Source organism: Paenibacillus lautus NBRC 15380 (assembly GCF_004000945.1).
Classification (GTDB): domain Bacteria; phylum Bacillota; class Bacilli; order Paenibacillales; family Paenibacillaceae; genus Paenibacillus_AQ; species Paenibacillus_AQ lautus.
On record NZ_BIMF01000020.1, the window covers coordinates 41,352 to 54,276 of the forward strand.

The 12,925-nt window shown below is 50.1% G+C and carries 13 protein-coding genes; 10 read left to right on the forward strand and 3 right to left on the reverse strand.

The window, feature by feature from the left end; genetic code table 11:
• Positions 1–33: 33 nt before the first annotated feature.
• The 9 genes from PLA01S_RS25635 to PLA01S_RS25675 all read left to right on the forward strand — a co-directional run bounded on the left by PLA01S_RS25635 (position 34) and on the right by PLA01S_RS25675 (position 9,476).
• Positions 34–627, forward strand: coding sequence for a TetR/AcrR family transcriptional regulator (locus PLA01S_RS25635; protein WP_127594613.1), 594 nt, complete (start codon positions 34–36; stop codon positions 625–627).
• Between the two features lie 26 nt (positions 628–653).
• Entirely contained in the window at positions 654–1,433 is a 780-nt protein-coding gene (locus PLA01S_RS25640) for an alpha/beta fold hydrolase (protein WP_127594614.1), read from the forward strand.
• 512 nt (positions 1,434–1,945) lie between these two features.
• Positions 1,946–2,449, forward strand: coding sequence for a GNAT family N-acetyltransferase (locus PLA01S_RS25645; protein WP_246059857.1), 504 nt, complete (start codon positions 1,946–1,948; stop codon positions 2,447–2,449).
• A 110-nt stretch (positions 2,450–2,559) separates the two neighbouring features.
• Positions 2,560–3,744 carry an acyl-CoA dehydrogenase family protein gene (locus tag PLA01S_RS25650; RefSeq protein WP_174819252.1) on the forward strand — a complete coding sequence of 395 codons (1,185 nt, stop codon included), beginning with the start codon at positions 2,560–2,562 and terminating at the stop codon, positions 3,742–3,744.
• 295 nt (positions 3,745–4,039) lie between these two features.
• Positions 4,040–4,708 (forward strand): hypothetical protein, encoded by a 669-nt coding sequence (locus PLA01S_RS25655; protein WP_127594616.1) that lies wholly within the window; start codon positions 4,040–4,042, stop codon positions 4,706–4,708.
• A 227-nt stretch (positions 4,709–4,935) separates the two neighbouring features.
• Positions 4,936–5,709: a hypothetical protein gene (locus tag PLA01S_RS25660; RefSeq protein ID WP_127594617.1), complete on the forward strand. Its 774-nt coding sequence runs from the start codon at positions 4,936–4,938 to the stop codon at positions 5,707–5,709.
• Between the two features lie 158 nt (positions 5,710–5,867).
• Complete coding sequence (locus PLA01S_RS25665; protein WP_127594618.1) at positions 5,868–6,638, forward strand: MerR family transcriptional regulator; 771 nt, start codon at positions 5,868–5,870, stop codon at positions 6,636–6,638.
• Positions 6,639–6,945: 307 nt separating this feature from the next.
• A complete protein-coding gene (locus tag PLA01S_RS25670; protein ID WP_127594619.1) occupies positions 6,946–8,370 on the forward strand; it encodes an alanine/glycine:cation symporter family protein in 1,425 nt (474 codons plus the stop codon).
• Between the two features lie 326 nt (positions 8,371–8,696).
• The gene (locus tag PLA01S_RS25675; protein WP_246059851.1) at positions 8,697–9,476 is read left to right on the forward strand and encodes an anti sigma factor C-terminal domain-containing protein; all 780 of its coding nucleotides are present in this window, start codon (positions 8,697–8,699) and stop codon (positions 9,474–9,476) included.
• A 207-nt stretch (positions 9,477–9,683) separates the two neighbouring features.
• On the opposite strand, the gene PLA01S_RS25680 is transcribed toward PLA01S_RS25675, so the two are convergent.
• The 3 genes from PLA01S_RS25680 to PLA01S_RS25690 all read right to left on the reverse strand — a co-directional run bounded on the left by PLA01S_RS25680 (position 9,684) and on the right by PLA01S_RS25690 (position 12,289).
• Positions 9,684–10,199, reverse strand: coding sequence for a DinB family protein (locus PLA01S_RS25680; protein WP_127594621.1), 516 nt, complete (start codon positions 10,197–10,199; stop codon positions 9,684–9,686).
• Between the two features lie 76 nt (positions 10,200–10,275).
• Positions 10,276–10,881 (reverse strand): class I SAM-dependent methyltransferase, encoded by a 606-nt coding sequence (locus tag PLA01S_RS25685; protein WP_127594622.1) that lies wholly within the window; start codon positions 10,879–10,881, stop codon positions 10,276–10,278.
• Positions 10,874–12,289: an NAD-dependent malic enzyme gene (locus PLA01S_RS25690; RefSeq protein WP_127594623.1), complete on the reverse strand. Its 1,416-nt coding sequence runs from the start codon at positions 12,287–12,289 to the stop codon at positions 10,874–10,876. The genes PLA01S_RS25685 and PLA01S_RS25690 overlap by 8 nt, the downstream gene beginning before the upstream one ends.
• 204 nt (positions 12,290–12,493) lie before the next feature.
• Here PLA01S_RS25690 and PLA01S_RS25695 point away from each other — a divergent pair, with 204 nt between their 5' ends.
• Positions 12,494–12,793, forward strand: coding sequence for a hypothetical protein (locus tag PLA01S_RS25695; protein ID WP_127594624.1), 300 nt, complete (start codon positions 12,494–12,496; stop codon positions 12,791–12,793).
• The last annotated feature ends 132 nt before the right edge of the window (positions 12,794–12,925 follow it).

The window sequence follows — 12,925 nt, forward strand, 5'->3', positions numbered from 1 at the left end:
GACATTCACTAATTGGGGAGAGGAGATTACGCTATGGTAAGACCTCGCGAATTCCAAGATGAGGCTATCTTCTACGGTGTCTACCGGGCACTGTGTAAAAAAGGATACGGTCAAGCAGCATTAACCGACATCACGCATGAAGTGAATATTTCGCCGGCAGCCCTAATGAAGCGATTCGGTTCGAAGAAAAATCTGTTCCTGGCCTACAGCGATTATGTTATTGAATTAACCAAGCAAGCCTTTCAGGAGGCCAGCTTATCCGATCAATCCAGAATTGATGCACTAAAGGCCGTGTTTCAGCATGCGGTTTTACATATGAAAGATCCTGTTGAATTGGCTAACCACACTTCCTTCTATCTGGAAGGGACGAATGATCCGGATTTGTTGGAGAAGACCCGGTACCGGCTGCAGCTGATCGATGAGTTTACCCGGCAGATGCTGAACCAGGCGATTACGAACAAAGAAATCGCTGGATGCGACGTCGCTATGGTTAGCAGGGTATTGCAAGCCGCGATCAGCGGCGCCATGATGATCTGGATTAAAGAATCAAACCGGGCGTTGGACGAACTGTTTGATGAATGCTTTCAGGTGATACTCGCTCCGTTATTGAATGTCGGTACGTCATAATTTCAACTTAGCGAGGAGGATTCGTTATGCCGATTTTCAAAGGAAGGGAAGTCGATTTGTACTATGAAGTAAAGGGTGAAGGAAAACCGCTTGTTTTTACGCATGGGGCCTCATGGAATCATAAACAATGGCGGACGCAAGTCGATTATTTCTCCCGCCATTATCAAACCTTGGTGTGGGATGTTCGGGGACATGGTTCGTCTTCCTTGCCGGACGGAAAAGTGGATTCGGAGGACTTTAGCAGAGATTTGGCGGATCTGCTAGGTGATCTGGACATCGAGAAAGCAATCTTATGCGGTTTATCCCTCGGTGGACATATTTCGCTGCAGACTGCTGTTCGCTATCCTGACAAGGTCGCAGCCCTTGTACTGATCGGCACTCCGTTCACGAATGCGTTCAATTGGTATGAGCGAATGTTCGTGCCGCTGAATCGCTGGTCAAGCTACTTGATGCCGATGTCCTTATCGGGAAAAATGCAAGGGAAAATGCTATCCAAGTATAACAAGGGCAATCAAGCTTATATAGAGAAAGCCTTTCGTTCCATCCCGCATTCCAACTGGGTTCGGATATGGGATGCAGTGACCCGGATGGACAGCACGCAGGATCTGCATAAGATTCATTGTCCAACCTTGCTTCTTCAAGGAGAGAGCGACACGATGATCCGAAGGCAGCAGGAGTACATGCAGGAGAGAATTGCGAATTCTCGATTAAAAATCATCCGGAACGCTCACCATGCAACAAATTTGGATAACCCGGATGAAGTCAATGAAGCCATCGCTTCATTTCTGACGGAGAACGCGTTGTAGACTTATAGCGGAAGGGGGCTTTAAAGCTTGACGCTTTGATCTGGGGATAGGTATAATATGTAAAACCTACTTTAAGGAGAGATTTGTTGTTCTTAACTTTGTTTGAACCATAGGGTCGGAAGAACGCTTGACTTGACATAGCCGTAGACAGGCTAGGTTTCGTTCAAGATGCATTCTTCGGGGAAATATGGTGGGGTTAAGAACTGCGGAGATCAAGGAAGCCTTAGGTAGACTATCCTATTTGCGTCTTGGATCCGCGTTGTTTCTGCAGCGCGGATTTTTTATTAGATTATTGAATTTGTACGTTTTCAGCGAAGCTGAACCATTCGATAATCGCAAGAAAAACTTCTTCTAAACGCGGTCTGTCTTCTATGAAGTGCGTCGATGGATGTTTTTCTTATGGATGCAATTAGCACATAGACTTCATATAGAGGCGGAGAATGACACGAGTTCATTTTCCGTCTTTTTATGTTTTCTAATAGAAATAATCTTGAGAAGGACAGGTGAACCACATTATGGAACTGGAAACAAAGCGTTTACTGCTTAGAACACTGGATATGGATTTGATTGACGCGGCGGCGCGCCGAGATCCGAAGGCATTCGAGGATTTAGGATACCATAGCAACGGCGAATGGCCGGGACCCGACTTTTATGAGGCACTGCCTTTTTTTCGGGAATTGTTGATCAAGAATCAGGGCACTCGGGGCTTTGACTCATGGATTATCGTCGACAAAGCCACGCGCGATATTGTCGGCGGCATCGGATTCCTGGGAGAGCCTGATCCGGAGGGCAGAATCGAAATCGGCTTTGCCACCAATCCAAGCCATCAGCGGCAAGGGTACTGTCATGAAGCAGCGCAAAAACTATTGGATTGGGCTTCGCGTCAGCGGGACGTCAAATCCATCATCGCCAGATGTGAACCTGGGAATGCGGCTTCTCAGCATGTTTTGCTTAAACTGGGATTCCAGAAGAGACACGAGGATTCGGAATTCATACACTGGATATATCCGAACTAAAGCGGGGAGCGGCGATCGGTGATCCCCTTCATTGACACCCCAAAATAGGGTTGCTACAATTTTAAGTATATATCCATCGGAATACAAGGGTTAGCAAGGAGGGGACAAACTTGAATCGATCCGGTTCCACAGATCCATTCATACGTAATGAACGCGAAGCCATGATCGCAGCTCGGGCCGATACGCTTGGGGCAAAATTCGCAGAAAGAGCTCCTCGGCACGATTTGGAGGGGTCGTTTCCGTTCGAGAATTTTGATGACCTGAAGGAGTCGGGCTATCTGAAGCTGACCGTACCGGCATCCTTTGGAGGAGAAGAAGCATCCGTATACGAAATGGTGCTTGCCCAGGAAAGACTCGCCAGAGGCGACGGCTCTACGGCGCTGGCGGTCGGTTGGCATATCGGGCAAATACTCCAGCTGCGCCTATCCGGAGCTTGGCCGGAGCCGTTATTTGAAAGACTGTGCAAGGACGTTGTGGCCGAAGGTGTGGTCATTAATGAACTGGCGAGCGAACCTGCGACAGGGAGTCCCAGCCGGGGAGGAAGGCCGGAGACCACGGCACGGCGGGTGCCGGGCGGCTGGCGCATTACCGGACGCAAAACTTTCAGCACGTTAAGCCCGATCTTGAAGCAATTTGTGGTTACGGCTGGTATCGAGCATAGCGAGAAGGTCGGTGCATTCCTTGTACGCAGCGGACCCGGGGTCAGGGTCGAGGAAACCTGGAATACGATGGGCATGCGGGCAACGGGAAGCCATGACGTAATTCTGGAGGACGTCTTCGTGCCGGAGACCGAAGTCATTCGGGGACTCGATTACGAGAAGCCTGAGTTTCCCGTGCCAACGGAAGGCATTCTGCTTCACATACCGGCATGTTATATGGGGATTGCTTATGCCGCGCGCAATTTTGCCATCGATTTTGCCCGTCATCATAAACCGAACTCCTTGACGGTCCCCATTGCCGAATTGCCGAATATCCAAAGACATATCGCCGAAATCGAAGTGGACCTGCTTACGGCCCGCAGCTATTTGTATCAAACCGCTGACCGCTGGGACAAGGAAGCGGAGAACCGTGCTGCGCTTAAGCCTGAGCTGGGTCTTGCCAAGTATGTTGTGACCAATGCAGCGGTCCGGATTGTTGATCATGCTATGCGGATCGTTGGAGGGTTGAGTCTCTCCCGGACTCTCCCGTTGGAACGAATGTACAGGGATGTTCGGGCGGGTCTTCATAATCCGCCGATGGACGATGTCGTGCTGACGAATCTTGCCCGTCGAGCCATTTCGGAAGCGGAGGAGTAGGGGAAGCAGGCTTCTCAAATCTGATTGGTCGAGAGAATGGATCACTTGTTGAACCGAAGGGATTTACGGATAGAAACCGCTGGAGAGCTGGCTCCGGCGGTTTTTTGCGCTTTACGCACCGGACATTCCTTACGAGGCTCCATTACGAAATCCCCCGCATCTTCAGCGACCTCTGTTTCATATACATACACTTAGGTTAGGATGGCAGGCTAACGGGTATAAAACCTATCAGTACGTGCTGCAAGGGTCGATCAGATCCGATCATGAGGAGTTAAGATGAAAGGAGATATGAACCATGGATTCTGTGCTGTATTTCGGCTTGGCCGTTATCTATGCCGTGCTGTTTCTGTATGGTTGTGTGCTGCTGAAGCGGGAAGCGTCACCGGGCCTTCGGTACTTGCTTCTGATCGTAACGGCTGGACTGGTCTGGGATAACGGCGTGATCGGCATCGGGAAATATATCGGGGAGGGAGACCTGCTGGAGAGGCTAAACGTTGCGCGTTTCTGGGTGCATGCGATGGCAACGCCGCTGCTTGTGCTCGTGTCGTTCGATCTGATACGCAAGGCCGGAAGCCCTTGGGCCAACAAGCTGGCCGCCGCATGGGGAGCCTGGCTTTTCACCGCGGCCCTCATCGTGCTCGAAGTGGTGACGGAGACGCTGCAGCTCAAGCTCCAGCCATCCATGGAATACGGAGCGCTTCGTTACGTTCCGACCGAATCCGCGGGGCCGCCGCTCATGGTCATCCTGATCCTGATCCCTCTGCTTATGGCAGGCATTATCGTATGGCGGAGGAGAAAAACGCCGCTGCTGTTCATCGGTACGGTGCTGATGGCAGCCGGGAGCGCCATCCCGATTCCGATCGAAAGCTCGGCTGCCACGAACGTATTCGAGCTGCTGCTTCTTGTATCCCTGTGGCTGACGGTTCGCAAGCTGGCCTCCGCCCGCACGTTGTCTTTTCGATAGAGAATGGATGCAAGCCGCGTTACGCTCCGAGGTGAACGCGGTTATTTCGCGTCTCCAAGCATGCCCCAGTACCCACCGTGCGCACAGGGAGCAGCGCGTCTTTTGGCATTCAGCAAACCTTCAGCTTAGCCTAAGCCTGGCATAACATTCCCTTAAGTTTACTTTCAGATTCCCTCTCTATACTTCAAATTGTAAGACAAACCCTGACCCTAAAAGGAGAGATGACGATGAATCCGATAAGTAAAAAAGTATTGGTAAGCAGCATGGCGGCAGCGATTGTGCTGGGAGGAGCCGGGTACCTTCAGAACAAGGTTTTTGCAGCAGCGAGCACGGACGCTTCAACCTCCGTATCGGAGGATGGACAGACGGGGACAGATTCTTCAGCTGCGGATGCAGTGAAGAACCGAGATGGAAAGTGGATGGATCATAAGGCGGGCGGCCCTCGCGGCGGCAATATCGTCAAAGAGACGGCCGAGATCCTTGGGCTGACGGAAACCGAAATCCGGACGGCGCTTGAAGCGGGCAGCACGTTTGCCGAAATTGCCGAAGGCAAGGGAATGACCCAATCCGTGTTCGTCCAGAAGCTGACCGAGCTGGAAACCGCCAAGATCGATGAACGTCTGAGTGAAGGCAGCATGACGGAAACCGAAGCAGCCGAGTGGAAAGAGGCTCTGAGCGCGCGCCTTACACAAATCGTGGAGAGCAGCGAAGCCGGTTTTGGAAAAGGTCACGGAAAAGGCGGCCGAGGTTTCGGCCAATTCGGTAATCCGGAGGAAATCGCAGCTTTGCTCGGATTATCGGAGGACGAGCTGAAGGCGGAAATGCAAGAAGGACAGTCGCTAGCCGAGATAGCTGCCACGAAGGGGATTACGGAGGATCAATTGGTTCAGAAGCTGAAGGATCAAATGACCGAGCCCTTGAAGCAGTGGATTAACGAGAAGCATACGGACGCCGATAAATCCGCAGCAGCAGCGGCGGATACGACAGAGGAAGCGAAATAACATTCTGAATTGGATCGTTGGGGAGACTGGATGATATTCTGTTAAGAATACATTCAGTTTCTTTTTTTATATTTAAGATATTTATAATTTTTTTTGCACAAAGTGTTGACCTTAACGTTACGTGAAGGTGTACATTGATGTTGTCAGGAGGTGAAACCATGGAATACACGGTGCAAAAGCTTGGAAAGTTGGCAGGAATAAGCACACGGACGCTCCGTTATTACGATGAGATTGGCATTCTGAAGCCGGCCAGAATCAACTCCTCAGGATATCGGATCTATGGGCAGGAGGAGGTCAATCAATTGCAGCAGATCTTGTTTTACCGGGAGCTCGGTCTTCAATTGGACGGGATCAAGGAGATTCTGACCTCGCCATCCTTCAACCGGATCAAGGCGCTCCAGGAACACCATGCGCAGCTCCTAGACAAAAGAAGGCAATTGGATTTGCTGATTACCAATGTGGAGAACACGATCGCCTCCGCCGAAGGGAGAAAAACCATGAGTGACCAAGAGAAATTCGAAGGATTCAAGCAGAAGCTGATTGATGATAATGAGAAGAAATACGGTAAGGAAATTCGCGAGAAGTATGGCGAAGAGACTGTAAATAAATCCAATGCCAAGCTGAAAAACATGACGCAAGAGCAGCATGAGGAAGTAACGCGTCTGACTGATGAACTGTACAAGACGCTGGCTGAAGCGTTTAAGCAAGGTGATCCTGCCAGTGAGCTTGCTCAGAAGGCGGCCGATCTTCACAAGCGCTGGCTCACCTATTATTGGAACGATTACAGTAAAGAGGCCCACGCAGGCCTCGCTCAGATGTACGTTGACGATGAGCGTTTTACCGCCCATTACGATGAGAAGCAGCCCGGAACGGCAGTGTTCCTCCGCGATGCGATTCTGATCTACACGGGCGCGAATCCTTCATCATAGTAAGGCAAGTTGAAGCAGCCGCCTGCCATACTGACAAGACCCTTTCCCTGCGCTAAACCCGCGGAGGAGAGGGTCTTTTTTATATGGTATCGCTTGGAGGTCCATGCTCTGCTCACCCTGCTGCCGAGAGGGGAGTGCCTAAACCATCGTCTCGACTTTCGGGCGGAGGGTCCCCGTCGAAACCATGTCCTCCAATTACCACAATTAACCTCTTGTTTCCGAAGGGGAAGTAATGGTTAGATGAAACGTGGACTATTATACACAAAACCTACACCATGGGTGATGACTTATATAGCGAGGGTAGAGTATGGATCAAATTGTACAGCATGTAGTGAATATTTTTAATGATTTTTTATGGTCTAAGCTGCTTATCGTATTGCTGATTGCCGTTGGCCTGTATTTCACGGTGGGGACCAAGTTTCTGCAGTTTCGCCTGATCGGCGAGATGTTCCGGGTGATTCGCGAACCCAAAAGTAAAGCAAAGGGCAGCATTTCGCCTTTTCAGGCATTTGCCATTAGTATGGCTGCCCGTGTCGGGACAGGGAATATAACCGGGGTTGCTCTGGCCATCTCGCTTGGGGGACCTGGTGCCGTATTCTGGATGTGGATCATTGCGCTTATCGGTTCGGCATCCAGCTTTATCGAGAGTACGCTGGCCCAGATCTATAAAGTAAAAGATGGGGCGGGTGGTTACCGCGGCGGTCCCGCTTATTACATGCAGCAAGGATTAAAGAAACGGTGGATGGGCGTGTTGTTTGCGGTCCTGATCACCTTGTCCTTCGGTCTTGTCTTTAATGCGGTCCAATCCAACACGATTACGATTGCCTTCGAGAATTCATTCGGTACCGATCGTTTAACCATCGGAATTATTATGGCGGTGATCTTCGCGGTTATCATCTTTGGCGGCGTGAAGCGAATTGCCAAAATGTCGGAGCTGATCGTTGTTGTATTGGCTGTGGTGTATGTCGGTGCCGCGCTGTTTATCGTACTAGCCAACATCACCAAGCTGCCGGAGGTTTTTGCGCTTATCGTCAAAAGCGCGTTCGGCTATGAGCAGGTCGTTGGCGGATCAATCGGTGCCGCCCTCATGAACGGGATCAAAAGAGGACTATTCTCCAACGAAGCCGGCATGGGGAGCGCGCCTAACGCAGCAGCTACCGCAACAACAAGCCATCCTGCGAAGCAAGGGCTGGTGCAGGCGCTGGGCGTACTGATCGATACGCTGGTCATATGTACAAGCACCGCCTTCATTATTCTTTTTACCGGTGCTTATCAGCAGACCGGACTTGATGGAATCGCCCTGACCCAGGCGGCGCTGGGTATGGAGATGGGGGCATGGGCGTCCGACTTCCTGGCGATCATGGTCTTCCTGTTTGCGTTCAGCACGCTGATCGGCAATTATTACTACGGGGAAACCAATATCGAATTTTTGAAGTCGAATCGGGCGTGGGTGTGGATCTATCGGGCTTCCGTGCTGGCTATGGTTATCTTCGGCTCGGTTACCAGCGTGAAGCTGGTGTGGGATTTGGCCGACCTGTTCATGGGATTGATGGTAATTGTGAATCTTGTGGCCATCACGCTGCTTTCCCGAACAGCCTTTGCCGCGCTGAATGACTACTTGAAGCAGAAGCGGGCTGGTCTTGATCCTGTCTTCACCAAGGATAGCATCAGAGGGCTTGATGATGTGGAGTGCTGGGATGGACACAACACCCCATCCACTGAAGCGCAATAATATATAATTTTGTGTGATATGGAATCGTTACAGTAGCTCGTGTTTTTAGCTGCTGTAGCGATTTTTCTTATTTTACCGTAACATTTACGGGCTCAAACCGTTGTCTAGATGAGAGGGTTGAGAGGAGATGAATACGGATGATTAATCGAGTGACCTGGCGGACAAGGGTGAAGGAGCTTATATATGCTTTGTTAGCTGTGTTAATATTGTTTTTTATTTATGCCGTGTATTACTCAGCTATCCACATCTACTATTATAAAACCGGCCTAAATGATAAATTTCTAAGGACCGTCATAACAACGGTTGAATTGCATGAAAATGGACTTATGGTAGATAAACGAAGCTCGCCTTGGGGTGAAGTGACGCCCTTCCTCACTCAGAAGACAGAGCTGAAAGTGTATAAGGATGTGGGGGAATGGCAGGTAATTGTCGGAGAGCTTCACGCGAAGAAGCGATTAGGGGGAGAACTGAGGTATTCTATTGAGGAACTGAATCCTTATTTGAATCGTGAGGAAAGAAATTCTTATATCCTGAACTCTGCGCTGCTGGAGGGCAGGGAGATTAAAGACGATCCTCACCCTACTGGTGCAATGAACCAGTTAGGGAAACTTGAAGACGGTAACGTAGCGGAATTATTCTTCTCGCTTCGAATGCTTAGGTCACCGGAGGAGGTCTTGGAGCTCTTGTCGGACTATGACGTTAAAGCAACCAGTATGGCTGTTTTTGCAGGCGAACTGAAGGATTTTAAGCTGGGTACTTATAGCTCTAGCGGCGCAGATTACATGATTCCTCATCTAACGTTAAGACCCAAGGTTCAGTTTGGCGATAACCATTCCCTTTCCCTCTGGCACACATTCTTCTCAGGGGATACCGAGATAACGGATCACGTGAAGCAACTGATCGCCGACGTTGAATGGATGACTGACAACATCAAATATAACGGTGTGGATGAAGACAAACAGCGGCTGGCTTACTTAAAGAAAAATGGGGTTCAAGTATACGGAGCGACCGTTACGGGACCTGTGCGTGAGCTGGAGAAGCTGAAGGAGCGGCCGGAATTCCGGGAATTCCGTTTGGGTCGCATCGAGGTATGGAATTGGAGTTAACACAGCTTGCGCTGCCAACCTTTGTATAACCAAACAAGAAGGAGCTGGTGGGTCGCACAACGGTAGCGGAGAGGACGAAACGATTCTTACACGGAGCGTCTCCTAACAGAAAAAGGGGGAATCCCGTCAGATCTAAGATCTTTTTGGGCCCCCCCTTTTGTTAAGAATAAGCAATACTAAACCATGCCGCTAAGCCATCTTCATAAACTACGTTAAATATTTATCCCGCAAAATATTCAGGTGATGAAGCTCATGCCCGGCAATGACATAGGCGGCTGCCCGGGCGGAGAGCGGGTAATTGTTGAACGTGCCCTGGCGGAGCATTGCTTCCTCTGTCAAGCTTCCAACCAGCGTAATGGTAGACTGCCTGACGGCAGCATAATCCTTAAGGGCTTCCCGTAACGGAAGATGGCTGAAGGGAGAGTTCTGGACAAAAATCTCCCGGTCATACCCCGAAAATTCACGTGCATCTCCACGCGCGATGTAGAGAATGCGGTAATTCCATAAGCGCTCTACATCGGCGATGTGTCCAACCACCTGTTTTAGACTCCATTTCCCTTCCGCATAGCGAACATTCGCTTGTTCTTCCGTCAGATCGCTGAGCGATCTTAGCGTTTCATCATGCTGTCGCTGCAAAACCTCGGCAATATGGCCTTCGGGGACAAGAGAGACGTATTTTTCGGCGAGGGGTAAGTATTCATTAGAATCGGGCCTTGTATTCATAACAAGTTCCTCCAGATCAATTAATAAGAGCTTATGTTAAAAATATGCCGACAGGTCACAATGAATGAATGAATGATCAGGTAGCTTGCGCCCAGATCAGATGGACGATGCCGTTCCAGTAACGTTCCGTCTTCACGATATTCAGTTCCGAGGCATTCGCGATATGGATCATGTCCCTATTATAATGACAGCCGGATATCCGCCGTCCTGCGGGGTTGATCAGGTGCTGCATGGCGCCAAGGAATCGGTTCGTGCTCATGCCATGCTCCAGTAAATAAACGCGGCCGCCAGGCTTGGCCCAGCGGTTGATTTTATTCAAAGCTTGGACCGGATCCTCATAGCCGCATAGCGACAGGGTGGATACAACGCAATCATAGGAACGTTCCGGCAGCTCCAGCGTTTCGATATCCCGTTCCAGGAAATTGGCCCGAATGCCAAGCTCGGAGGCCATACGCCGGGCACGGCTTAACATCTCGGGACTGAAATCGACAGCCGTGACGTTCACCTTGTCGCGTTGATAAAAGGGGAAGTTCGCGCCGGCGCCGACAGCTACTTCAAGCACGTTACCCTCTACATCCTGAAGCAGCCGCTGTCTCCACTCACCGAGCCTGCGCTGTCTGGTGTTCCTTTCATATATCGCTGCCTGCTTATTGAACTTCCGAATGAGGGATTCCTTATTCACGCGGGATTCTCCGGGCAACGCCGGTTTTGACCGCCGCTTTCACGACAAGCTCACGAATGGCCTTTACGACGTTCTGGTTAAATACGCTTGGAATAATATACGACGGGTTGCGTTCCTCATCCGATACGGCGGATGCAATGGCTTCGGCTGCAGCCAGCTTCATCTCTTCATTAATCGTGGTCGCTCGGCAGTCCAAGGCCGCTCGGAAAATACCAGGGAAGCAGAGGACGTTATTAATCTGGTTCGGATAATCCGAACGTCCGGTTGCAATGACGCCTGCAATATCCTCGACCTCTTCCGGTTTAATCTCCGGCGTAGGGTTTGCCATTGCAAACACGATCGGATCTTTAGCCATGGCCTGTACATCCTCACGACGAAGCAGGCCGCCGGCAGAGAGGCCGATGAATACGTCGGCACCTTGGATCACTTCGCGCAAGGAACCTTCAACTTTATTCGGATTCGTATGCTCTGCGTACCATTGCCACATACTATTGTTGTAAGTTTTTCCGGCCACCAGTGCACCTTCACGGTCTACGCCAATGATGTCTTTGACACCGGCCGACAGGAGGATTTTGCTGCATGCTACGCCTGCAGCGCCGATTCCGCATACCACGATCCTAACTGTATCGATGGATTTCCCGACAATTTTCAGCGCATTGATCAGTGCTGCATACAGAACGACCGCCGTGCCGTGCTGGTCATCGTGAAACACAGGAATATCCAGCTCATCCCGCAGTCGTTGTTCGATCTCGAAGCAGCGCGGGGAGGAGATATCCTCCAGGTTAATGCCTCCAAAAGCCGGAGCCATTGCTTTGATGCAGGCAATAATCTCTTCTGTATCCTGGGTATCCAGGCAGATCGGGAAGGAGTCTACGCCCGCAAACTGTTTGAAGAGCATCGACTTTCCTTCCATGACTGGCATGGCCGCATAAGGACCGATGTTGCCCAAACCGAGCACGGCGCTTCCGTCCGAGATGACGGCCACCGTATTTCTTTTAATGGTAAGCGTAAAGGCTTTTTTCGGGTCCTCTTGGATGGCTGCACATACGCGAGCAACATCTGGCGTATAGACGCGCGACAGGTCATCGCGGTTTTGGATTGGAATTTTGGGCTGGGTTTCGATCTTGCCGCCGAGATGCAGCAGGAAGGTGCGGTCCGAAACGTTGACGAGCCGGACACCTTTTAGATTTTTTACTGAATTTGTAATTTTACCGATATCCACGCTGTCCGTGACCGTGATGGTAATATCGCGTACGGTAATGTGGCCGCTCGCCTGAATGACGTCGATGGCGACCATGTCTCCCCCGGCTTCAAATATGGCGGATGCAACTTGACCGAATTTGATTTCCTGTGTATTCATCTCTAGTCTGAGGATAATGCTTTTTCCTCCGAGTCCGTTGTTTTCCATTGCTACCTCCAAATGTTTGATCGATTTCGTCCTTCTAAGTGTATGTAACTGTGCAAAATGTTAACGTTATCATAGTTCGCTGAGCAGTGGTCAATTTCCTGTTTCATTGCAAAGAAACTGTGATATATATAGGAAGAATTTATTGGAAATGCGAATGCTACGGAGTATAATCGAAAGCATCTTATTGTGAAGGAGAGAGCTGCCATGAATGCCAGAATCGAGGAGCTTGAAAAGCGTTTAACGACCCAGCATCATAAAGACCTGTTTCTTCAGATGAAACATACGTTGAAAGCCGTTGATGATTTGGCCGAACAGCACCGGGTCTACCAGGCCGTTCAGGCACTCAGTGGTACACGTATTGTAGGGACGGAGGAAAATGTTTATTTTGATACCTTGAATCAGGTCAAGGAACAAATTGTGCATACCCTGGAGCTTACGATTGAGGATTTGGAGCACAAAGGGGATAAACATTACAAGAAGCATTTTAACGACGGCGTGGAATAGGAGTAAGTTGCGCGGTCTGGACGGATAGAAAAACATGGATGAAGGCATGATTCCCCCAGGGGAGGCATGCTTTTTTTGTGATTTTTTTTCTGCAATTTCCGAGTGTTTTCATAACATTTCAGGTTACATAAT